19 protein-coding genes and 2 tRNA genes are annotated in these 22,483 nt (G+C 74.0%); 11 read left to right on the forward strand and 10 right to left on the reverse strand.

Going from position 1 to position 22,483, the window contains the following annotated elements; all coding sequences use genetic code 11:
* The first annotated feature begins 264 nt into the window (after positions 1-264).
* The 6 genes from ACGFIG_RS03650 (at position 265) to ACGFIG_RS03675 (ending at position 6,552) form a co-directional block, all read left to right on the forward strand.
* Complete coding sequence (locus tag ACGFIG_RS03650; protein ID WP_392998789.1) at positions 265-3,312, forward strand: UPF0182 family protein; 3,048 nt, start codon at positions 265-267, stop codon at positions 3,310-3,312.
* Positions 3,313-3,518: 206 nt separating this feature from the next.
* Complete coding sequence (locus ACGFIG_RS03655; RefSeq protein ID WP_392998791.1) at positions 3,519-4,028, forward strand: SigE family RNA polymerase sigma factor; 510 nt, start codon at positions 3,519-3,521, stop codon at positions 4,026-4,028.
* Positions 4,018-4,950: a hypothetical protein gene (locus ACGFIG_RS03660; RefSeq protein WP_392998793.1), complete on the forward strand. Its 933-nt coding sequence runs from the start codon at positions 4,018-4,020 to the stop codon at positions 4,948-4,950. Before ACGFIG_RS03655 ends, ACGFIG_RS03660 begins: the two co-directional genes overlap by 11 nt.
* Positions 4,951-5,087: 137 nt before the next feature.
* Positions 5,088-5,164, forward strand: a tRNA-Met gene (locus ACGFIG_RS03665).
* Between the two features lie 884 nt (positions 5,165-6,048).
* Positions 6,049-6,125, forward strand: a tRNA-Met gene (locus tag ACGFIG_RS03670).
* Between the two features lie 178 nt (positions 6,126-6,303).
* Positions 6,304-6,552, forward strand: a complete 249-nt coding sequence (locus tag ACGFIG_RS03675; RefSeq protein ID WP_392998795.1) for a hypothetical protein — start codon at positions 6,304-6,306, stop codon at positions 6,550-6,552.
* A gap of 311 nt (positions 6,553-6,863) precedes the next feature.
* Here the strand turns inward: ACGFIG_RS03675 and ACGFIG_RS03680 are convergent, their stop codons facing one another.
* Complete coding sequence (locus ACGFIG_RS03680; RefSeq protein WP_392998797.1) at positions 6,864-8,195, reverse strand: ABC transporter substrate-binding protein; 1,332 nt, start codon at positions 8,193-8,195, stop codon at positions 6,864-6,866.
* 167 nt (positions 8,196-8,362) lie between these two features.
* Here ACGFIG_RS03680 and ACGFIG_RS03685 point away from each other — a divergent pair, with 167 nt between their 5' ends.
* Positions 8,363-9,196, forward strand: coding sequence for a phosphoribosylaminoimidazolesuccinocarboxamide synthase (locus ACGFIG_RS03685; protein WP_392998799.1), 834 nt, complete (start codon positions 8,363-8,365; stop codon positions 9,194-9,196).
* Between the two features lie 54 nt (positions 9,197-9,250).
* Here ACGFIG_RS03685 and glpK read toward each other — a convergent pair whose 3' ends face one another.
* Positions 9,251-10,735, reverse strand: a complete 1,485-nt coding sequence (gene glpK / locus ACGFIG_RS03690) for a glycerol kinase GlpK (RefSeq protein ID WP_392998801.1) — start codon at positions 10,733-10,735, stop codon at positions 9,251-9,253.
* Between the two features lie 110 nt (positions 10,736-10,845).
* Between glpK and ACGFIG_RS03695 the strand changes: the two genes are divergently transcribed.
* The gene (locus tag ACGFIG_RS03695; protein WP_392998803.1) at positions 10,846-11,784 is read left to right on the forward strand and encodes a ribose-phosphate diphosphokinase; all 939 of its coding nucleotides are present in this window, start codon (positions 10,846-10,848) and stop codon (positions 11,782-11,784) included.
* A 22-nt stretch (positions 11,785-11,806) separates the two neighbouring features.
* Here ACGFIG_RS03695 and ACGFIG_RS03700 read toward each other — a convergent pair whose 3' ends face one another.
* Positions 11,807-12,274, reverse strand: a complete 468-nt coding sequence (locus ACGFIG_RS03700; RefSeq protein WP_392998805.1) for an ATP-binding protein — start codon at positions 12,272-12,274, stop codon at positions 11,807-11,809.
* 120 nt (positions 12,275-12,394) lie between these two features.
* Between ACGFIG_RS03700 and macS the strand changes: the two genes are divergently transcribed.
* Both macS and ACGFIG_RS03710 read left to right on the forward strand, forming a co-directional pair.
* Positions 12,395-13,522, forward strand: coding sequence for a MacS family sensor histidine kinase (gene macS, locus ACGFIG_RS03705; protein WP_392998807.1), 1,128 nt, complete (start codon positions 12,395-12,397; stop codon positions 13,520-13,522).
* Between the two features lie 62 nt (positions 13,523-13,584).
* Positions 13,585-14,244, forward strand: coding sequence for a response regulator (locus ACGFIG_RS03710; protein WP_392999412.1), 660 nt, complete (start codon positions 13,585-13,587; stop codon positions 14,242-14,244).
* Between the two features lie 48 nt (positions 14,245-14,292).
* Here ACGFIG_RS03710 and ACGFIG_RS03715 read toward each other — a convergent pair whose 3' ends face one another.
* The 3 genes from ACGFIG_RS03715 to ACGFIG_RS03725 form a co-directional block, all read right to left on the reverse strand.
* Positions 14,293-14,865: a DUF5709 domain-containing protein gene (locus tag ACGFIG_RS03715; protein WP_392998809.1), complete on the reverse strand. Its 573-nt coding sequence runs from the start codon at positions 14,863-14,865 to the stop codon at positions 14,293-14,295.
* Between the two features lie 167 nt (positions 14,866-15,032).
* Entirely contained in the window at positions 15,033-15,758 is a 726-nt protein-coding gene (locus ACGFIG_RS03720; RefSeq protein WP_392998811.1) for an ATP-binding protein, read from the reverse strand.
* A gap of 59 nt (positions 15,759-15,817) precedes the next feature.
* Positions 15,818-16,816, reverse strand: coding sequence for an SDR family oxidoreductase (locus ACGFIG_RS03725; protein WP_392998813.1), 999 nt, complete (start codon positions 16,814-16,816; stop codon positions 15,818-15,820).
* Between the two features lie 181 nt (positions 16,817-16,997).
* Here ACGFIG_RS03725 and ACGFIG_RS03730 point away from each other — a divergent pair, with 181 nt between their 5' ends.
* On the forward strand, positions 16,998-18,200 hold the full coding sequence (locus ACGFIG_RS03730; protein ID WP_392998815.1) for a glycosyltransferase: 1,203 nt from the start codon (positions 16,998-17,000) through the stop codon (positions 18,198-18,200).
* Between the two features lie 14 nt (positions 18,201-18,214).
* Here the strand turns inward: ACGFIG_RS03730 and ACGFIG_RS03735 are convergent, their stop codons facing one another.
* From ACGFIG_RS03735 to aroA, 4 genes are all read right to left on the reverse strand, one after another.
* Entirely contained in the window at positions 18,215-19,078 is an 864-nt protein-coding gene (locus tag ACGFIG_RS03735) for a hypothetical protein (RefSeq protein ID WP_392999414.1), read from the reverse strand.
* 59 nt (positions 19,079-19,137) lie between these two features.
* Positions 19,138-19,956 carry a histidinol-phosphatase gene (gene hisN, locus ACGFIG_RS03740; RefSeq protein WP_392998817.1) on the reverse strand — a complete coding sequence of 273 codons (819 nt, stop codon included), beginning with the start codon at positions 19,954-19,956 and terminating at the stop codon, positions 19,138-19,140.
* A 25-nt stretch (positions 19,957-19,981) separates the two neighbouring features.
* The gene (rsgA, locus tag ACGFIG_RS03745; protein ID WP_392999416.1) at positions 19,982-20,929 is read right to left on the reverse strand and encodes a ribosome small subunit-dependent GTPase A; all 948 of its coding nucleotides are present in this window, start codon (positions 20,927-20,929) and stop codon (positions 19,982-19,984) included.
* 168 nt (positions 20,930-21,097) lie between these two features.
* The gene (gene aroA / locus ACGFIG_RS03750) at positions 21,098-22,399 is read right to left on the reverse strand and encodes a 3-phosphoshikimate 1-carboxyvinyltransferase (protein ID WP_392998819.1); all 1,302 of its coding nucleotides are present in this window, start codon (positions 22,397-22,399) and stop codon (positions 21,098-21,100) included.
* Positions 22,400-22,483: the final 84 nt, after the last annotated feature.

Genomic DNA, 22,483 nt, shown 5'->3' on the forward strand with positions numbered 1-22,483 from the left:
CGCCCGCAGAGCCGACACCGCCGCGGCGGGCCCGGGCGCGCTGCCGCCGGGCACCCCGGCGGGCTCGCACCTGGCCCGGGTGCGCCGCGGTTTCCGGCGCGCGGGGCGACAGCCGGGCGGGTCCGTACGGGCTGCGCCTTCCATCGACGCTCCTGCCGCCCGGGCGGCACCGCGTGACCTTGGACCGACACGTTCAGGAACACCCCGTACTCTGGGTGCCTGGTCGGAGCCGATCACATCGAGCGTGCGGAGCCAACAGTGGTCATGCGTAGCAGCAGCCCCCTGCCGAGGATGAGCCGACGCGGACGCGTCACGATCGGTGTCCTGGTCGGGGTGTTCGTGCTCTTCACCCTGCTCGGCTGGGGTGTCCAGGCCTGGACGGACTGGCTGTGGTTCGAGGAGGTCCGCTACACCGGTGTCTTCACCGGGGTGCTGACGACCCGGCTGCTGCTCTTCCTCGCCGTCGGCCTGGGCATGGCGCTGATCGTCGGCGGCAACCTCTGGCTGGCCCAGCGGTTGCGCCCCCGTACGCGCCCCCACTCGCCGGAGCAGGCCACCCTGGAGCGCTACCGGATGCTGCTGAGCCCCCGGCTCGGCCTGTGGATCGCGCTGGTCGCCACCGTGGTCGGCCTCTTCGCCGGGCTGTCGGCACAGAGCCGGTGGAACCAGTGGCTGCTCTTCCGCAACGGCGGGGACTTCGGCGTGAAGGACCCGGAGTTCAACATCGACGTCGGCTTCTACGTCTTCCAGCTGCCGTTCCTGCGCTACCTGCTCGGGGTGGGCTTCACCGCGGTGGTGCTCTCCGTGATCGGCGCGCTCGCCGTGCACTACATCTTCGGCGGCGTCCGGCTCCAGGGCGTCGGCGACCGGATGACCAACGCCGCCCGGGCCCACCTGAGCACGCTCGTCGCGGTCTTCGTCCTGCTGAAGGCGCTCGCGTACGTGCTGGACCGGCGCGCGATGCTGCTGGAGTACGGCAACGGCCCCGTCTACGGCGCCGGCTACGCCGACGTCAACGCGCTGCTGCCGGCCAAGGAGATCCTCGCGTACATCTCCATCGTGGTGGCGATCGCGATCATCATCTTCTCCAACGCCTGGATGCGGAACCTGGTCTGGCCGGGCATCTCGCTGGCCCTGCTGGGCGTCTCCGCCGTGGCCATCGGCGGCATCTACCCCTGGGCGGTGCAGACCTTCGAGGTCAAGCCCAGCGCGAAGGAGAAGGAAGCGCCGTACATCGAGCGCAGCATCAAGGCCACCCGCGCGGCGTTCGGCCTGGAGTCGGCCACCACCACGCCGTACGCGGCGAGCAACCTGACCCCGCCGGCGAGCCTCGCCACGGACACCTCCGTGGTGCCGAACATCCGGCTGCTCGACCCGCAACTGGTCTCCGAGACGTACACCCAGCGCCAGCAGGTCCGGCAGTTCTACGACTTCGGCGAGAAACTGGACGTCGACCGGTACGGCGTCAACGGCAAGGTGCAGGACTACGTGGTCGGCCTCCGCGAGGTCAACTACCGGCAGCTGACCCCTCAGCAGAACACCTGGATCAACCGGCACACCGTCTACACCCACGGCTACGGGCTCGTGGCGGCGCCCGGCAACCGGGTGGTCTGCGGCGGCCAGCCCTTCTTCGTCTCCGGCTTCCTCGGCGACCCGCAGGAGCAGCAGAAGGAGCAGCAGGGCCAGCAGACGAGCGAGCAGTGCGCCTCGCAGACCGAGCAGATCGCGGCGAAGCAGCCCCGCGTCTACTACGGCGAGCGGATGGACGCCAGCGACTACGCGATCGTCGGCCAGAGCGACCCGGAGCGGAAGGCGGAGTTCGACCGCCCGGTCGGCGAGGGCGGCGAGTCCTACACGTACACCGGTGAGGGTGGCGTCGAGATCGGCTCGTTCACCCGGCGGCTGCTCTACGCGATCAAGGAGCAGGAGTCGAACTTCCTGCTCTCCGACGCGGTCAACGACAACTCCAAGCTGCTCTACGTGCGTAACCCGCGGGACCGGGTGGAGAAGGTCGCCCCGTTCCTCACCCTCGACGGCGACCCGTACCCGGCGGTGGTGGACGGCCGCATCCAGTGGATCATCGACGGCTACACCACGGCGGCGACCTACCCGTACGCGGAGCGCGTCAACCTCCAGGAGCAGACGGCCGACGAGCTGACCGGGCGGGGCACCTTCCAGCTCGCCCGGGAGAACGTCAACTACATCCGCAACTCGGTCAAGGCGACCGTCGACGCGTACGACGGCACGGTCCGGCTCTACGAGTTCGACGAGACCGACCCGGTGCTCAAGGCGTGGAACAAGGCGTTCGGCGGCGACCTGGTGGTGCCGAAGGCGGAGATCCCGGCGGAACTGGCCGAGCACTTCCGCTACCCGGCCGACCTGTTCAAGGTGCAGCGCAACCTGCTGACCCGGTTCCACGTGACCGACCCGGGCGCCTTCTACTCGGAGACGGACTTCTGGCAGGTGCCGAACGTGCCGGACGCCCCCGACACCGGCCAGAAGCAGCCGCCCTACTACCTCTTCACGCAGTTCCCCGGCCAGGAGGCGCCACGCTTCCAGCTCACCTCGGCGGTCACCCCGAACGGCCGGGAGAACCTCGCCGCACTGATCTCCGGGTCGTACGTCGACGGGCAGCCGAAGCTGGAGGTGCTCGACCTGCCCGACCAGACCCGGATCTCCGGCCCGGTGCAGGTGCACCAGTCCATGACCAACAACGCCAACATCCGGCAGCAGCTCAACCTGCTCCAGTCCCAACAGGCCCAGGTGCAGTACGGCAACCTGCTCTCCCTGCCGTTCGGCGACGGCATGCTCTACGTCGAGCCGGTCTACGTGAAGACCGCCGCGCAGAACGCGCCGCCGCTGTTGCAGCGGGTGCTGATGTCCTACGGCGACGGCGGCTCCTACGTCGTGCTGGCCAACAACGTCACCGACGGCATCAAACAGCTCATCGAGCAGGGCAAGCAGGCCGCCGCCCCGGGCACCCCACCGCCCGCCGGTGACACCCCGCCGCCGACCGGGGGCACCCCGCCGGGCGGGACCGCGCCTCCGATGACGGGCGAGTTGGCCGAGGCGGCGAACCGGGTCCAGGCCGCCATCGCGGAGGTCCGGGCCGCGCAGACCTCGGGCGACTTCGAGCGGTACGGGCGCGCGTTGAAGGCACTGGACGAGGCGCTCACCGCTTTCCAACAGGCCCAGCGGGCAGCCAGCACCCCGACCCCCGGGGCGAGCGCCCCGGCCTCCCCGTCGCCCGGAGCCAGCACGCCGGCGTCGCCGGCAGCGAGCGGCAGCGCCGCACCGACCCCGGGCGGCTGACCGGCACCACCCCGCACAGCGCCCCCGGCCCACGGACCGATCCGGTCCCACGCCGGGGGCGCTGTCGTGTTCGCGACGACCGGCCCGGCACCCGCAACCCGCCGCCCCGAGACGCCGTCTTCCCTGCAAGAGGCGGGAATGCGCCGCCGTTCGCGGCGGCGGGGCGCCCGGATCGGCGCGACGACCGGGAAGCGTGGGTCGGAGACATGAGAGACGCGACGAGCTTCGACGAGTTCTACCGGAGCACCTCCCGACGGATGCTCCGCTTCGGCTACGCCGTCTCCGGCGACCACACCGAGGCGCAGGACCTGGTGCAGGAGGCGTACGCCCGGGCCTGGCGGCAGTGGGCCATGCTGGCCGCCCACCCGGCACCGGAGGCGTGGCTGCGGCTGGTGGTCGCGCGGCTGGCCACCGACCGGTGGCGTCGGCTACAGGGTTGGCGCGCGGCGCTGAGCCGTACCGGCCCGCCCGAGCCGGTGCCGCCGCCGAACGAGGACGCCGTGCTGCTCGCGGGCGCGCTGCGCCGGCTGCCGGCAGCCCAGCGGCAGGCGCTCGCCCTGCACTACCTCTTCGACATGTCGGTGCAGGACATCGCCCGGGAGACGCAGGTGCCCGCCGGCACCGTGAAGTCCTGGTTGTCGCGGGGGCGGGCGCGGCTGGCCACGCTGCTGCCCGGTCTGCCCGCCGAGGAGTTGGAGGCGAACGATGTCGCGTGAACTGTCCGAGCTCTACCGGTCGCTCGCCGCGCACGCCGACGGCCGTACCCTGACCGTTCCCGCCGACCTGCGCAGGCGCGCCGACCGGCGGGCCCGGTTCCGGATCACCGGTGCCGCGCTCGGGACGGCGCTGCTGGTCGGTGGGCTGGCGACCGGCACCGGGCTGGTGCTCGCCGGGGACCACGGGACCGTTGCGCCGCCCGCCGCCGTCCCGCCCCCGACCGTCCCGGCGTCGCCGGCCGGCTCCGCACCGCCGGCCGCCCCGACCCCGACGAGCGCGCCGCGCACCGGCTCGCCCTCGCCGACGGGTACGCCGGGGAAAACCGGCACCACGCCGCCCCGGGCGCCCAGGAGCATCCCGGACCGGGCGTTCTTCGTCCAAGCGGCTGGGAACCGTACGGGCATGGAGCCGGTCTTCCGGGACACCGACGCGCTGCCGGCGCTCTGCGACGCGCGCTACGGCAGCGACGCCGGGATCGTGCAGCGCCGCACCCGCAACCTGGCCTACAAGCTGCCGCAGACCCCTCGGGGGTACGTCCCGGACGGCAGCTACGCGCACACCATCACCCTCTACCGACCGGGGCGGGCCGCCGAGTTCCTCCGCGAACTGCGGGCGGCGGTGCGGGGCTGCCCCGCGCAGCCCGGAGTGGGCGGCGGCAACGCGTCGACCTCCCGCCCGCGCCTGCTGGCCGACGGCGACTTCGGTGACGGGTCGGTGCTGTTCGAGATCCGGACGCCCGTCCGGGACATCGACGGCAGGCCCACGGGCGACGACGAGGTCCGCCTGGTCCGGGTGATCCGGGTCGGCGACGTGGTGACCGTGCTCTGGGAGCAGGGCTGGGAGGGCACCTCCTCGATCCGGTCGCAGGTCGACGCCGACAGCCGACGGGCGGTGGACGCGATCGAGGACTGGCTGCGCTGAGATCCGCCCGCGCGGGCGGGCCCGGGGCGGGCGGGCCCGGGGCGGGCGGGCACGGGTCGGGCGGGCACGGGTCGGGCGGCGTGCGCCGGGGTCGTTTTGCGGCAACGGGGGTGAGTGGGATACGGTGTACGAACCGACGCGGGGTGGAGCAGCTCGGTAGCTCGCTGGGCTCATAACCCAGAGGTCGCAGGTTCAAATCCTGTCCCCGCTACCACGACGGAACGGTCCCGGAGTTCACTCCGGGACCGTTCCGCATTCCCGGCTCCATCTGCGGCCCGACGATCAAGCGGCTCCGGCTTTCGACTCCGGTTCCGGCTTTTACTCAGCTCCCGGCTCCCGACTGTGGCGCTTACTTGGCTCCCGGCTCCGGCTCTCCTCCGGCTCTGGCTCGTACTTGACTCCCGGCTATGGCTTCCGGTCCGGCTCTTGCTTGGCTCCTGGCTGTTGCCCTGGCTCTGACATTGGCTCGGGTTCCGGTCCACGGCTCCTTGCCTGGCGCGACGCCGGCCACTCCGCCTCGTCGCTGCCGCCCATCCACGAGCGCGGGTCCTGTCAGAGATGATCAGGACGCCATGGACCCTAAAACGCCTGTATTACGTCCATGACGTCCTGATCATCGGCGCTGGCTCCAGAGGAGGCATCGCGCTCGCGCCAAGGGAGGCGTGTTGCCTTCGTGAGAGGACGCATCGGGCGGCCAGAGCGGCCTGCTCGCGCCAGAGCGGTGCGCTCGTGTCAGAACGGTGCGGCTCGTGCCAGACGGCGTGCTTGCGCCCGAGGACGTGCTTGCGCCAAGGGGCGTGCTTGCGCGAGAGGAGGCGTCGCGCGGCAGGGAGGCGTGCTTCCACGAGGCGTGCTTTCACGAGGCGTGCTTTCACGAGGCGTGCTCTCGCGAGGCGTGCTCGTGCGAGACGGGTAGCTCGGCAGCGGATCGGGACGTTCCATCACGGCGACTGCGGTCGGAGGCAGCGGGAGTCGGTTGGGGAAGGCGGGGCCGCGCCGGTCTCCGACACCGGTTCGCGCTGGTCGGGACGGGTCTACGGCAGGATCGGGGGTCCGCTGATCATCGTGGCGTCGAGTGCGCTAGAGTTAACGAGCCGACGCGGGGTGGAGCAGCTCGGTAGCTCGCTGGGCTCATAACCCAGAGGTCGCAGGTTCAAATCCTGTCCCCGCTACCACGACAGAACGGCCCCGGAGTTCACTCCGGGGCCGTTCTGCATTTCTGCCCCCGCCCCCTTTGCTCTTGCCCGCCGGTTGTCGGCGTCCCGCCTGCCCGCTTGCCGCGTCCCGACCTCTGCTACCGCTTTCCTCGTCGACCGACGTGCCGAGTTTGCGGTCGTGGGCAAGGATGTTGGCATGTCTTCATTCGGTAAGTTCTGGGGCCGGTTGACCACCGTTTTCGGTGCGGTCGTGTTGTCGGTGTTCGTGCCCGTTGCGGCCTGGGCGTCCACCGGCACGGGTGAACTCGTGGTGGAGGCCGCGCGGCGGCGGCGCGGCGGCGGCTTCGGCTTCATCGGCCTGCTCTGCTGCCTGGTCGTGGTCGCTGGCGTCGTCTTCCTGCTGCTGCGCCTGATGCGCAACCGCCGGGGCGGCCCGCCGCGCTGAGACAGGGCGGCACGCCGGCTCCTCGGCGGAGCGCCAACTGAAGGACCCGTCGGCACCCCGCCGCGGCCACTGCACCCCGCCGCGACCATTGGCGTCCCGCCGTGACCATTTGGCGTCCCGCAGTGACCCATTGGCGTCCTGCCGTGACCACTGCCTCCCCGCCATGGCGTCGGCGAACGAGCCGAGCGTCGGGGGACACAGGCCGCGTACCCGGACGTGCTGGCTGGCGGGTGGCGCATGGTCCTGCCATGAAACGCAGGGCGCCATCGTGGCCGCAGCGTCCCGTTTGCGCGGTTGTGCAGTGGCGGGCCCTAGCCGGCCAGCGTCGCGTCCGCCTGGGCCATGAAGCGGGCCGCTGCCGCGCGCGGCCCGGTCCTGCCGCCGCGAATGCTCTCGGCGGCCTCCAGCAGCAGCGCCCGCACCCGGGGGTGGCCCTGCGGCGGCGGGCTGGGGGCCGGCCCCAGCCGGTCGGCCAGTGCGCTGCCGAGGGCGGCCGCGCGCCGCTGTGCGGGGTCGGTGATGCTGCCTTCGACGAAGCTGCGTACGGCGAGGCTGGGGCTGAGGCCGCGCTCGTGGCCGAGCACCGTGCCCGCCTCGCCGTTGCCGGTGAGGAAGTTGATCACGTCGGCGACCAGGGCGGGGTGTCGGGTGCCGTGGAAGGCCGCCCAGTACATCGACGCCCGGTGCCACTGCGCCTCCGGAGGACCCGGCATGGCGGCCAGACCCAGTTCGGCGTCGGTGAGCCGCTGGAGCTCCGGTAGTTGGTGCGACCAGGCGAACGAGGCGGCCGTGGCGCCGGTGACCACGAGCTGCCGGGTCGGTTCGCCGCCCTCGGCCTGCTCCACCAGGGCGGCGCTCGGGGTCGCCCGGCCGGAGCGGGCGCGCCGCCACAGTTCGAACCACTCGACCAGTGCGTCGGTGCCGAATCCGAGCTGTCGGCCCCGGTAGAACTCGCCGCCCTGGCCGCGCAGCCAGAGCCAGAATGCCCGGTAGTCCCCGGACGGGTCCATCGTGCCGGCCACCCGGCCCTCGCCGGCCCGGGTGACCTGCCGCGCCCAGGCGATGTACTCCGCCCAGGACATCCCCGTGGTCGGCTCGGGCAGCCGCAGCCGGCGCAGCAGCGTGCGGTCGTAGACCACGGCGGCGGCGGTCTGTGCCGCCGGGACGCCGAACGTACGCCCGTCGACCTGCCCGTAGCGGACCAGGCCCGGGGGCAGCGTGCGCAGGTCGAGGCGGTGATCGGCGACGTACCTGCTGAGGTCGAGGACGATCTCGCGGCGGGCGTACTCGGTCAGGATGCCGTCGTCGAGCTGGATCAGGTCGGGCACGTTGCCGCCCGCGGCCTGGGTGGCCAGCCGTTCGTAGTAGCCGTCGGCGCCCTGCCAGGTGATCCGGAACCCGACGCGGGGGTTGCGGTCGGTGTAGAGCCGCAGCACCCGTTCGGTGAGTTCGGCACGCTGGGCGCCGCCGTACCAGAACACCGACAGCTCGACCGGCCCGGTCTCCACGGGGGCGACCCGGATCTCGCTGCACCCGGTGAGCCCGCCGGCGGCGAGCACCGGTGCGCCCATCATCGCGGCGAGCACCCGACGGCGTCCCGGGTCCGCTCCGGTGCGGGGCAGCGGGGGTCGGGCAGCGGGCACGGAGACTCCTGGCGGACCGGTGGGGGCGGGCGGCCGGATCATTCACGCAGGCGCGCGGGAGGGTGTCAACGTACGTCCGGCCACACCGCCGCATCCCGAGGCGTACGCATCGCTGCCTGAAACCACCGGCAGCGGCCGTACCTGGCCCGCATGGTGTACTAGGGCGCGTGGAACTTCTGCACTCGGGCAAGGTCAGGGACGTCTACGCCGACGGCGACGACCTGATCCTGGTCGCCTCCGACCGCATCTCGATCTACGACGTGGTGCTGCCGACGCCGATCCCCGACAAGGGCAAGCTGCTCACCGCGCTCTCGCTGTGGTGGTTCGAGCAACTGGCCGACCTGGTGCCGAACCACGTCATCTCCGCCACCGACGTACCGGGGGAGTTCGCCGGCCGGGCCATCCGCTGCCGACGCCTGGAGATGGTGCCCGTGGAGTGCGTCGCCCGTGGCTACCTGACCGGCGGCGGCCTCAAGGAGTACCAGCGCACCGGCGCGGTCTCCGGCGTCGAGCTGCCGCGCGGCCTGGTCGAGGCGTCCATCCTGCCCGAGCCGATCTTCACCCCGTCGACCAAGGCGCCGATGGGCGAGCACGACGAGCCGATCACCTTCGCCGAGGTGGTGGACAAGGTCGGCGCCGAGACGGCCGAGCGGCTGCGCCGGATCACGATCGACGTCTACCGCCGGGGCGCGGAGCTGGCCGCCGACCGGGGCATCCTGGTGGCCGACACCAAGCTCGAGCTGGGCTGGGCGCCGGACGGCACGTTGATGCTCGGCGACGAGCTGCTCACCTCCGACTCGTCCCGGTTCTGGCCGGCGGAGTCGTACCAGCCGGGCCGGGCGCAGTTCTCCTACGACAAGCAGTACGTCCGGGACTGGGCGGTCCAGAGCGGCTGGGACAAGCAGGCCCCGGCGCCCGAGGTGCCGGCCGAGGTGGTCGAGGCGACCCGGGCCCGGTACGTGGACGTGTACGAGAAGCTCACCGGCAACCGCTGGGACTGATCCCCGCGCGCCGCCACGGGCGCGGGTGCCGCCCACGACGGTCGGGCGGCGCGCTCACTCCACCCAGTCGAGGGTGCGCTGGACGGCCTTGCGCCAGTTGCCCAGCTCCCGCTCCCGGTGCGCCGGCTCCATCGTCGACTCCCACTGCGCGTCGGAGCGCCACTGGGCGCGCAGCGTCGCCAGGTCGGGCCAGAAGCCGACCGCCAGGCCGGCCGCGTACGCCGCGCCGAGGCAGGTGGTCTCGGTGATCCGGGACCGGACCACCGGCACGTCGAGCACGTCGGCGAGGAACTGCATGAGCAGCCCGTTGGCCGTCATCCCGCCATCGACCCGCAGCCGGCGTAGCGCCACGTCGGAGTCGGCGTTCATCGCGTCGACCACCTCGCGGGTCTGCCAGGCGGACGCCTCCAGCGCCGCCCGGGCCAGGTGCCCCTTGGTGATGTACCCGGTCAGCCCGGCGATCACCCCGCGCGCGTCGCTGCGCCAGTGCGGGGCGAACAGCCCGGAGAAGGCCGGTACGACGTAGCAGCCGCCGTTGTCGTCGACGGTGCGCGCCAGCTCCTCCACCTCGGACGCGGTGGAGATCAGCCCGAGGTTGTCGCGCAGCCACTGCACGAGCGAGCCCGTGACCGCGATCGCCCCCTCCAGCGCGTACGCGGCCGGCTGGCCGTGGATGCGGTAGGCGACCGTGGTGAGCAGGCCGTGGGTGGAGGGGACCGGGCTGGCGCCGGTGTTGAGCAGCAGGAAGCTGCCGGTGCCGTAGGTGCACTTGGCCTCGCCCGGCTGGAAGCAGGTCTGCCCGAACAGGGCGGCCTGCTGGTCGCCGAGCGCGCTGGCCACCGGTACCCCGGCCAGGACGCCGGTGGCTTCCCCGTAGACCTCGGCGGAGCTGCGGATTTCCGGCAGCATCGCGGCCGGCACGCCCATCGCGTCGAGCAGTTCCGGGTCCCAGTCGAGGGTGCCGAGGTCCATCAGCAGGGTGCGGCTGGCGTTGGTCACGTCGGTGACGTGCCGGCCGGTCAGCTTCCAGATCAGCCAGCTGTCCATCGTGCCGAAGAGCACCTCGCCGGCCTCGGCGCGCTCCCGCAGCCCGTCGACGTGCTCCAGCAGCCACCGCAGCTTCGGTCCGGCGAAGTAGGTGGCCAGCGGCAGCCCGGTGCGGGTGCGGAACCGTTCCTCGCCGTACGCCTGGTCGAGCTCGCGCAGCAGCGGGCCGGTGCGGGTGTCCTGCCAGACGATCGCGTTGGCCACCGGCCGACCGGTCGCCCGGTCCCAGACGACGGTGGTCTCCCGCTGGTTGGTGATGCCCACGGCGGCGAGCCCGGCGGCGTCGGTGCCCGCCGCGTGCAGCGCCTCGCGGACCACCCGCTGAACGTTGTCCCAGATCTCCTCCGCGTCGTGCTCCACCCAGCCGGGCCGGGGGAAGATCTGCCGGTGCTCCCGCTGGGCCACGGAGACGATCTCTCCGGCCCGGTCGAAGACGATGCACCGCGAGGAGGTGGTGCCCTGGTCGATGGCGGCGACGTACTGGGGGGTCACGGCAGCACCGTACCCGGACCGGAGGCGCCCCGCCGACCGGCCGCGCCCCGCCTGCGGGTCCCGGCCCCGGTCGGGGGCGAACCGGAACGACCTCCGTACGATGTGTGGACGTGCGCGACATCGCCGTCTTCAGTGGAACCGCCCACCCCGAGCTCGCCGCCGAGATCTGCGCCCACCTCGGCGTGCCGCTGCACCCGGTGCGCGTCTCCCGGTTCGCCAACGACTGCCTGGAAGTGCAGTTGCAGGCCAACTGCCGGGAGCGGGACGTCTTCCTGATCCAGCCGTTGGTGCCGCCCGTGCAGGAGAACCTGGTCGAGCTGCTGCTCATGATCGACGCGGCCCGGGGCGCCTCGGCCGGCCGGATCACCGTGGTGCTGCCGCACTACGCGTACGCCCGGTCGGACAAGAAGGACGCGCCACGCATCTCGATCGGCGGGCGGCTCGTGGCGGACCTGCTCACGTCGGCGGGCGCGGACCGGGTGCTGGCGATGACCCTGCACTCGCCCCAGGTGCACGGCTTCTTCAACGTGCCGGTCGACCACCTGCACGCGCTGCGCGAGCTGGCCGACCACTTCGCGCGCTACGACCTGAGCAACGCGGTGGTGGTCTCGCCGGACCTCGGCAACGCCAAGGAGGCGGCGGCGTTCGCCCGGCGGCTCGGCACCCCGGTGGCCGCCGGGGCGAAGCAGCGGTTCAGCGACGACCGGGTCAAGATCAGTGCGGTGATCGGCGACGTGGCCGACCGGGACGTCATCGTGCTCGACGATGAGATCGCCAAGGGCAGCACGGTGATCGAGCTGATGGAGCATTTGCGGGAGCTGAAGGTCCGCTCGATCCGCCTGGCCTGCACGCACGGCCTCTTCTCCAGCGGGGCGCTGCGGCGGCTGAGCGAGCAGGAGGGCGTGCTGGAGATCGTCTGCACCAACACGGTGCCGATCCCGGCCGACAAGCGGGTGCCGAAGCTGCACGTCCTGTCCGTGGCGCCGGCCCTGGCCGAGGCGGTACGCCGGATCCACAACGGCGAGTCGGTGAGCGCGCTGTTCGCCTGACCTCCGCCCCGCCCGGGTGGGGTCAGTCGCGGCGGTGGCGACCGCTGTGCTGGGGGGCCTCGACGGCGGCGCTGATGCGTACGGTGGTGCCGCGCGTGCCGGTCTCGACGTCCATGCTGTCGCTCAGTTCCCGGGCCAGCCAGAGACCCCACCCGCCGGCGGTGTCGGCGGCGGGGCGGCTCCGGTCGTCCAGCCGCTGCGTGCTGATGCCCTGCCCGTGGTCGGAGACCTCGCAGACCAGCTGCCCCGACTGCCGCCACAGTCGCAGCCAGCCCCGGCCGCCGCCGTGGCGGACCGCGTTGGTGATCAGCTCGTTGACCGCCAGCACGAAGTCGTCCAGGCGCTGCCCGCTGAGCCCCGCGGCGTGCGCGCAGGAGGTGACCGAGTGGCGAAGCTCGGTCACCTGGGCCTGTTCGAAGGCCTCGGCGATGAGGAGGGAAGGTTCGATGGGCACAACCGTACGCTGTGCGCCGGGTTCCGCATTCGTCATGGCCCCGTCCCGACAGCGGATCGCGATGTTTTTCGCGGCTTTTCTACCGTACGTCAGGATTTCTCGAAGCGCATCCGTCGGCCCGCCGGCCGTTTCACCGGCTGTGGCATCGTGACGGGCGTGTCGACCCCGCACGGTGGTTTCGAGGTCCCGCTCTGGCGGGCCATCGCCGTGTTCCGGGTGGCCTCCCTGGCGTACGTCTGCGCGCTGGCGCTCCGGGACGCCGACCGGTACGCCCACCCGCTCGCGGCCGGCGGACTGGTCCTGCTGATGGCGGCCTGGACCGGCGTGACCGCCGTCGGCTACGCCGACCCCGCCCGCCGGGGCTGGCCGCTGCTCCTGGCGGACCTGGGGCTCGTCCTCGGCATCATGCTGGCCACCCCGTGGGTGATCGGGCGGGCGGCGCTCGCCGCCGGCGTGCCCTCCCTCGCGGTGGCCTGGCTGGCCGGCCCGGTGCTGGCGTGGGCGGTCTCCGGCGGCCGGCGGCGGGGCACCGTCGCCGCCCTGGTGCTCGGCGCGGCGGACCTCGCCACCCGCGAACGCATCGGCCAGTCCTCGCTCACCGGGGTGATCCTGCTGCTGCTCGCCGGCGTGGTGGTCGGACACGTCGCCCGGCTGGCCGTGACCGCCGAGGAGCGGCTGCACCGGGCCGTGGAGCTGGAGGCCGCCGCCCGGGAGCGCGAGCGGCTGGCCCGGGACATCCACGACTCCGTGCTCCAGGTGCTCGCGCTGGTGCAGCGGCGCGGCGCCCACCTGGACGGCGAGGCCGGGGAACTGGCCCGGCTCGCCGGGGAGCAGGAGGCCGCGCTGCGCGCCCTCATCGGCGGCGTCACGCCGGCCGGGTCCACCGCTCCCGGCGGCCCGGTGGACCTGCGCGGGCTGCTCGGCCGGTACGCCTCGGCCACGGTCTCGCTCTCCGCGCCGGCCACCCCGGTGCCGCTGCCCGGTCGGGTCGCCCACGAGCTGGCCGCCGCGACCGCCGCCGCCCTCGACAACGTGGCCCGGCACACCGACGGGCGGGCCTGGGTGCTGGTGGAGGACGAGGGGACGACGGTCACGGTGTCGATCCGCGACGAGGGGCCGGGGTTTCCCGACGGCCGGCTGGAGGAGGCCGCCGCCGAGGGCCGGCTGGGCATCGCCCGGTCGATCCGGGGCCGCCTCGCCGACCTCGGCGGCACCGTGCGGATCACCTCCGCGCCGGGCGTCGGCACCGAGCTGGAACTGACCGTGGAGCGCGAGGACCGGTGAGCGCGAGGAGTGAGCCAGCCCCGGTCGCGAACGAAGGAGGGGCCGTGACAGGCGTACGCGTGATGGTGGTGGACGACCACCCGATGTGGCGGGAGGGGGTGGCCCGGGACCTCACCGAGGCCGGCCACGTCGTCGTCGCCACCACCGGCGAGGGCCGGCAGGCGGTACGGGTGGCCGCCGCCGCCCGACCCGACCTGGTGGTCCTCGACCTGCAACTGCCCGACGTCTCCGGGGTGGAGGTGATCCACGGGCTGCGCGCCGCGCTGCCGCAGGTGCGGGTGCTGATGCTCTCGGCCAGCGGCGAGCAGCAGAGCGTGCTGGACGCGGTCAAGGCGGGCGCCACCGGCTACCTGGTGAAGTCGGCCGCCCCGGCGGAGTTCCTGGAGGCGGTGCGCCGGACGGCGGCGGGGGATCCGGTCTTCACGCCCGGGCTGGCCGGGTTGGTCCTCGGCGAGTACCGCCGGCTCGCGGCCGACCCGGACGGTGCCGACGCCGCCGAACGGGGCGCCCGGGGCGCCGGCCCGGCACCCCGGCTGACCGACCGGGAGACCGAGGTGCTGCGCCTGGTCGCCAAGGGGATGTCCTACAAGCAGATCGCCGAGCGGCTCGGCCTGGCCCACCGTACGGTGCAGAACCACGTGCAGAACACGCTCGGCAAGCTCCAGCTGCACAACCGGGTCGAGCTGACGCGGTACGCGATCGAGAAGGGCCTGGACGACTGAAGGGCCGCCGGGGAACCGCCCCCCCGAAGGGTTCCCCGGCGGCCCGGCTCAGACCGAGTGCGGCGGGCGCGTCTCGTGGATGGCCAGCTCCTCGGCGCTCGCGCCCCCGCCCGCCGAACCGGCGTCGTACGCGACCGAGTCGGTCTCCTGGTCGGTGTGCGCCCCCTCGTCCGGTTCGACGAGCCGGCCGACCTGGCCGTCGGTGACGCCGCCGAGCTGACCGTGGTCGTAGAGGGAGACCGGCGAGTCGGGGTCGGACGTCGGACCGGGGTCGATCACGTCCGCGTCGAGCTGGGCCTGCGCCGCGGCCTCCTCGCTGTCGGCCTCGGCGGCGATGTCCGGGTCGACGGGACCGGCGAGCGGGTCGTCGGCGGAGCGTTCGTACTGTTCCCGGTCGAGCTTGTAGTCCAGCGACTCGCCGTCGAGCTGCTCGTCGGCGGTGGTCCCGAACCGGTCCACCGCCACCGGCGTCCGGTCGCCCGGCAACTGGGCGGGCTCCGGTCCGTCCGCCTCGCGCCCGGTCAGGACGTCGTCGTCGGCGGTCGAGTCGTCGTCGGCGGTGTCGGGCAGGCCCTCGGCCTCGGGGTCGGACACGGGGGTCGGGTACTCGTCGTCGCGCATGGCTGAGCACTACCCACTGCCCTCCCGGCATAACCGGTACCGCCCGTGGCCATCCGGGCGCAAGGGGCGTCTCGGGGGACGGCGGGGCAGGATCGGGACGCCCGTCGGCCCTGGTCGCCGGCGGTCAGCCGTGCTGATCGGCGGCCGTCAGCCGTGGTCGCCGGCCGTCAGCCCTGGTCGCCGGCCTCGTCGGCGGCGTGCAGCACGCACCACACGACCTTGCCGTCCGGCACCCGGCTGCTGCCCCAGCGGCGGGCGACGGTGTCGATCAGCAGCAGCCCGCGCCCGCCCACGGTGTCCGGCGCGGCCGTCCCGGTGAACGCGGGCTGCCGCGACGAGTGGTCGCGTACCGCCAGGTGCAGGGTGTCGTCCCGGGGCGCCAGGCGGACCGTCATCGGGGTGCGCGCGTGGGCGACGACGTTGTTCACCATCTCGGTGACGGCGAGGCAGGCCGGCTCGCTCAGCTCGGGCAGGCCCCAGGCGGCGCACCCCTCGGTGACGAGCTGCCGGGCCTGCCGGGCGGCCTCGACGACGGGCGGCAGGTCGACCTCGACCACCGCCGCCATGGGCGCGACGGCCAGTCCGGCCATCGCCCCGTCCAGGGTCGGCCAGGCCGGCACCCCCTCGACGGCCCCGGTCGGATCGCAGAGCAGCAGGTCGGCGGCGGGCCAGTCGCGCACCTCCCGGCGTACCTCGGCGAAGACGTCCCGGGCCGCCGGGTCGGCCACCCGCAGGTCGGTGAGGTCGGCCACCACCGGGCCGGGCCGGCCGCAGAGCCGGGCGAGCAGGCCGTCGCGTACGGCGTCGACGCTGGACCGGTCGAGCACGCCGGTCACCCGGATCACCCCCGACGCCTCGTCGGTCGCCACCCGGCAGCGCGTGTCGGTCCCCATGATCGGCCCATTCTGCACCGCCCGCGCGGAGCGCGCAGCCGACCGCCCACCTTCCGACATCAGCGCTCCGTCCGCGCCCGGCGGGTCATCGCGGCCACCGTACCGACGGCCGTCCCCGCGGCGGCCAGCCCGAACGCGGCCGTCATCCGTACCAGGTGCCGCCGCCGGCCGTGCCAGCCGCCCTCCCGCCGCGCCGCCGCGTCGGGGCGGAACACGTTGCCGGTGCTCTCCGGTCGCGGGGCGGGCCCGAACTGGGTGCGGTGCGTGTACCAGCCGAGGACCCGTTCGGCGAGCGCCGGGGCGAGCCGCCACTGGAGGCCGATCAGCCGGGCGGCCCCGCCGGCGTACGCCTCGCGCCGGGGGCGGCGCAGCAGCCGGACGATCGTCTCGGCCACCACCTCCGGCGGGTACACCGGGGGCGGCGGCACCAGCTCCCTTCCGCTGTGGTTGGCGGCGTGCCGGAAGAACGGGGTGTCGATGGTGGCCGGCAGCACCGTGCAGATCGAGACGTGGCCCCGGCCGGTGACCCGCATCTCCTGACGGACGGTGTCGGCCAGGCCACGGATGCCGTGCTTCGCGGCGTTGTACGGCGACTGGTAGGGCATCGCCACCTCGGCCAGCACCGAGGCGTTGTTGATCAGCACCCCGCCGCCCGCCGCGCTCAGGTGGGGCAGGGCGGCCCGGGTGCCGTACGCGGCGCCGAGCAGGTTCACCTCCAGCACCCGACGGAACTCCGCCACCGGGATCTCGTCGAAGAGCCCGACCGCGCCGACGGCGGCGTTGTTGATCCAGCCGTCGATCCGGCCGAACTCGGCGACCGCGCGGGCGGCGAGGCGCTCCAGGGCCGCCGGGTCGGTCACGTCGGTCGGCACCACCAGCGCCCGTCCGCCCAGTTCCCGGCACCGTACGGCGACCTCTTCGAGGGCCACCTCGCTGCGGGCGGCCAGCACCACGGCGGTGCCGTGCCGGGCGAGGGCGTACGCGGTGGCCGTACCGATGCCGCTGGAGGCGCCGGTGAGCACCACGGTGGCGTCGGCGAGGCTGCGGGTCAGAGGCATCTCTCGCCCGTACCCCCGGCGGCAGGGGTCATGCGGCCGACGTGGCACGGGATCGGCGTGTTGCCGTCGCGAGCATTCGCCGGGCTCTTCCCGATCTGCCAGGTTTCGGCTCGCCGGGGTTCGGTTAATGGGACCCTCTGACCGAGGACCACCGCTCGAGAAGATCGCATGGAGGTGACCCATGCGCGTCGGCCTCGTCTGCGCGCACGCCGGCCCACCCAGGGGCGCCGACGGCCTGACCGTCGGCACCCACCAGCACATCGCCCGGGTCGCCGCCGAACTCGCCGCGCGGGGTCACGACGTCCGGGTGTACGAGCGCCGCGACGACCCGGGCCTGCCGGACACGGCGACGGTCGACGGTTACCGGGTGGAGCGGGTGCCGATCGGCCCCGCCGCCCCGCTGCCCACCGCCGAGCTGGTGCCGCACGTGTCCGCGTTCGGCGCCTGGCTGGCCGACCGGTGGGTGGGCGACTGGCAACCCGAGGTGGTGCACGGGCACTACTGGGTCGGCGGGCTGGCCGCCGCGCACGCGGTCCGCGAGACCGACATCCCGGTGGTGCAGACCTTCCACTCCCTCGGCGTCGAGCAGCTGCGCCACCTCGGCCGGCAGTACGACGGGCCGGGGGAGCGGATCCCGCTGGAGCGCGCGCTGACCCGGGCGGTGGACATCGCGGTCGCCCAGTGCACCGACGAGGTCGACGAGCTGACCCGGATGGGGCTGCAACGCGCCTCCGTGGCGATGGTGCCGGCCGGCGTGGACACCACGCAGTTCCACCCCGACGGCGAGGCCGCCCCCCGCGACCGCCGGCCCCGGATCCTCTCCGTCGGCGGGCTCTCGTCCGGACACGGCCAGGAGGACCTGATCCGGGCCATGCGGCTGGTCGGCGACGCCGAGCTGGTGATCGCCGGGGGACCGCCCGCCGGGCAGCTCGCCAACCACGCCGAGGCCCGACGGCTGCGCGAGCTGGCCGAGCGCAGCGGGACGGCCGAGCAGGTGAAGCTGGTGGGCGCGGTGCCGCACGAGCAGATGGCCACCTGGTACCGCTCGGCCGACGTGGTCGCCTGCACGCCGCACTACTCCTCGGCCGGGCGGGTGTCGCTGGAGGCGATGGCCTGCGGGGTACCCGTGGTCGGCTACGCCATGGGCGGGATCGCCGACGCGGTGGTGGACGAGGTCACCGGCCGGCTGGTGCCGCCGGGCGACGTCCGCACGCTGGGCGTGACGCTGCGTCGGCTGCTCGCCGACAACGCCGGGCGCTTCGCGTACGGGCACGCCGCCGTGGACCGGGTCCGGTGCAGCTACACCTGGGAGCGGACGGCGGGCGCGCTGGAGCGCCTCTACGAACGGGTGGTGAGCCGGCGCAAGCCGGTCGAGGCGGCCTGATCCGCCCGGCTCCCTCAGCTCGGACGACCGGTCGCCCCGGCGCCGACCATGTCCCGGTCCCGTTCCCCGGCGACCGCGTGGTGGTGCTGGGGTTCGGCGTACCGGGTGAGGCCGATGACCGCCGCGAGGGTGACCAGGAAGCCGACGGCCGCGAGCCACTCCCGGCCGGGCCAGATCTTGTCGTTGAGCAGCAGCAGGCCGACGACCGCGGCGGGCACCGCCCCGGCGGCGTCCATCGCCGCCACGGCGGCCGTGGTCGAGCCGCGCTGCATGGCCAGGCCGAGCAGCAGCTGGCCGACGATCGAGTGGGCGATCAGCAGGTAGAGCAGCGGGTCCCGGACGAACGCCTCGGGCGTCGGGGCGGAGGCCAGCGGCCGGGCGGCGACCGCCGCGGCGGAGAACGCCAGCCCGGCCAGCGCGCCGAGCGCCACCGAACCGGGCGCCCCGTGCAGGCGTACGGCGAAGAAGCCGATCACGGCGATCACGCCGAGCGCCACTGCCAGGGCGATCATGCCGGTGGTGCCGAGCGGCTTGGCCGGCGCGGGCTCGGCGGAGAGCACCAGCGCGGTGATCCCGGCGAACAGCAGCACCAGCAGGGCCACCTCGGCGGCCGGCAGCCGCCACTTCAGCACCAGCACGCCGAGCAGGGCGGTGACCCCGAGCCCGGCGGCGACGCTGGACTGGACCAGGAAGAGCGGCAGGTCCCGCCGGGCGAGCAGGGCCAGCACGAACCCGGCCACCTGGCAGCCGAGCCCGATCAGGTAGGCCCGGTGACCCGCCAGCCGCAGCAGCAGCCCCGGGTCGAAGGAGTGGTGCACGGTGGTGCGGGCGGCGGCCACCGACTGGAGCAGGTTGGCGACGCCGTACGCGACGATCATGGCCGCGAGGAAGCACCAACCGGAGGAAACCACCTGGCGAGGATAGAGGCTGCCGGGGGTCAGTGCTCGATTGGCCGACCCAGCCGGGCGAGGATGTCGGCGTGCAACGCGCCGTTGCTGGCCACGGCGCTGCAATCGGCGCCCGCATCGCCGGCGGGGGCGGGCCGGCCGGCCAGGTCGGTGAACGCCCCGCCCGCCTCGGTGACGATCGGCACCAGCGCGGCGACGTCCCACAGCGACAGTTCCGGCTCCACCATCACGTCCAGTGCGCCCTCGGCCAGCAGCATGTAGCCGTAGAAGTCGCCGTAGGCCCGGCTGCGCCAGGTGTCGCGCATGAGCTGGAGCATCGCGTCCAGCCGGCCGGCGGACTCCCACCCCGTCAGCGACGAGTAGCAGAAGCTCGCGTCGGAGAGGTCCCGGACGGCGGAGACCCGGATCGGCACGCCCCCGGCGGCGTCCGGACCCGCGTACGCGCCCTCGCCGAGGGCACCCCACCAGCGGCGGCCGAGCGCCGGCGCGGAGACCAGCCCGGCGACGGGACGATCCCCCTCCAGCAGCGCGATCAGCGTGGCCCAGACCGGCACGCCACGGATGAAGTTCTTCGTGCCGTCGATCGGGTCGACCACCCAGCGCCGGCCGTCCGGGCCGCTGGCGGGCTCCTCGCCGTACTCCTCGCCGAGCAGGCCGTCGGCCGGCCGGTGGGCGGCCAGCAGGGCCCGGATCTCGCGCTCCACGGCGGTGTCCGCGTCGGAGACCGGGGTCAGGTCGGGCTTCGCCTCGACCCGCAGGTCGAGCGCGCGGAACCGGGCCGTGGAGACGGCGTCGGCGGCGTCGGCGAGCAGGTGGGCGAGGGCGATGTCGTCGGCGTACCCGGGCATGCCCCAAACGGTAACGGCGACCGGCTCAGGACCCGGCGAGCGGGTCGCCGGGATTCCGCTGGTCGGCCTCCGCCCGCGCGTCGCCCTCGCCCGACCGGGAGGCCAGCAGCCGGCGGTACGAGGCCAGCCGGCGCGGATCGGCCTTGCCGGCGGCGACCCACGCGTCCAGCCCGCAGTCGGGCTCGTCCGGCGTGTGCGGGCAGTTGGCGGGGCAGTCGACCGTCCCCTCGACCAGGTCGGGGAAGCCGTGCAGCAGGCTGTCTGCGGAGACGTGCGCGAGCCCGAAGCTGCGTACGCCCGGGGTGTCGACGATCCAGCCGGCCGGGGCGTTCCCGCCGTGCGTCGGGTCCCGGGGCAGTCGCAGCGCCACCGCGCTCGTGGAGGTGTGCCGGCCCCGGCCGATCGCGCTGACCGTGCCGACGGCCCGCGCGGCGTCCGGCACGAGTCGGTTGACCAGCGTCGACTTGCCCACCCCGGAGTGCCCCACCATGACCGAGATCCGCCCGGCGAGCAGGCTGCGCAGGGCGTCGAGGTCGGAGTCCGGGCGGATCAGCACGTACGGCAGCTCCAGCTCGGCGTAGTAGCCGAGGACCGCCTCGGGGCCGGCCAGGTCGGCCTTCGTGAGGCAGAGCAGCGGCTCGATGTCGGCGTCGTACGCGGCCACCAGGCACCGGTCGATGAACCCGGTGCGCGGCGGCGGGTCGGCCAGCGCGCTGACGATGACCAACTGGTCGGCGTTGGCGACGACCACCCGCTCCAGCCGCCCCTCGGCGGTGGTCTCGTCGTCGTCGGCGGTGCGCCGCAGCACCGACGTGCGCTCGGCGATCCGGACGATGCGGGCCAGCGCCCCGGCCGTGCCGGAGGTGTCGCCGACCAGGCCGACGCGGTCGCCGACCACCACCGACTTGCGCCCCAGCTCCCGGGCCCGCATCGCGGTGACCAGGGGAGCGTCCGGCCCGGCGTCGGGCGGCACACACGTGTAGCGGCCCCGGTCGACGGCGATCACGAAGCCGTCCACCGCGTCCTCATGCCGTGGGCGGGTGCGGGTACGCGGGCGCGACGACCTGCCGGGACGGACCCGGACGTCGTCCTCGTCGTACTCCCGCCGTCTGGTCGCCAGGACGCGGCCCCCTTCGTCGTGTCAGCTCTTGCCGGTCACCATCGCCGACCATAGTGCCGGAAACTCGGGCATGGTCTTCGAGGTGCACGACACGTCGCTCAGCTCGACGCCCGGCACGGCCAGGCCGGCCACGGCGGCGGCGTGCGCCATCCGGTGGTCGTGGTAGGTCTCGAACACCCCGCCGTGCAGCGGCCGGGGCCGGATCTCCAGCCCGTCCGGGGACTCGGTGATGTCGGCGCCCAGGGCGGTGAACTCCCGCGCCAGCGCGGTCAGCCGGTCGGTCTCGTGGCCCCGGATGTGGCCTACGCCGGTGAACACCGACGGCGAGTCGGCGAGCATGGCCAGCGCGGTCAGCGCCGGGGTCAGCTCGCTGACGTCGGAGAGGTCGGCGTCCAGGCCGTGCACCACGCCGGTGCCCCGGACCGTCAGCCCGGCGGTGGAGAGGGTCACCTCGCCGCCCATCCGCTGGAGCAGCGAGCGGAGCTGCTCGACGGGCTGGGCGCTGCTGCGCGGCCAGCCCTGGAGGGTCACCTCCCCGCCGGTGACCAGGGCGGCGGCGAAGAACGGCACGGCGCCCGACAGGTCGGGCTCGATCTCCCAGCCGCGCCCGGTCAACGGGCCCGGCTCGACCACCCACACGTCGGGCGTGCCGTCGTCGACGGCCGCGCCGGCCGCCCGGAGCATCTGCACCGTCATCCGCAGGTGCGGCGCCGAGGGCACCGGCGGCCCCACGTGCCGGACCACCACGCCCCGGTCGAAGCGTGGCGCGGCCAGCAGCAGCCCGGAGACCAGTTGGCTGGACGCGGAGGCGTCGATGACCACCTCACCGCCGGCCACCCGCCCGGCGCCGAGCACGGTCAGCGGCAGGCTGCCGGTGGCGGGGGCGTCCACGCGTACGCCGAGTGAGCGCAGCGCCCCGATCAGCGGGCCGAGCGGCCGGGTGCGGGCCTGCGGGTCGCCGTCGAAGGTGATCCGCCCGTCGGCCAGGCCCGCCACCGGCGGGACGAAGCGCATCACGGTGCCGGCCAGGCCGACGTCGACGTGCGCGGGGCCGGCCAGCGGGTGGGGGCGTACGAGCCAGCGCTCGTCGTCGCTGATCGACATGTGTGCGCCCATCGCGCGCAGCCCGGCCGCCATCAGTTCGGTGTCCCGGGCGCGCAGCGGCCCGGTCAGGGTCGACGGGCCGCTGGCCAGCGCGCTCAGCACCAGCGCGCGTGCGGTCATCGACTTGGACCCGGGCAGGCGCAGCGTGGCCCCCACCGGATCGGAGGCGGTCGGAGCGGTCCACGGCTGCGGCGGCCGGGTCGCGATCAGGTTCCCCACGCCTCCATTCTGCCGCCTCCGGCGCGGGCGCGGCCGGTCGGCGCGCTCACTCCCGGTCAGCGGGACAGCCGCTGGGCGCGCGGC

Source organism: Micromonospora sp. NPDC049048 (genome assembly GCF_043197615.1).
In the GTDB taxonomy this organism is placed as follows: domain Bacteria; phylum Actinomycetota; class Actinomycetes; order Mycobacteriales; family Micromonosporaceae; genus Micromonospora.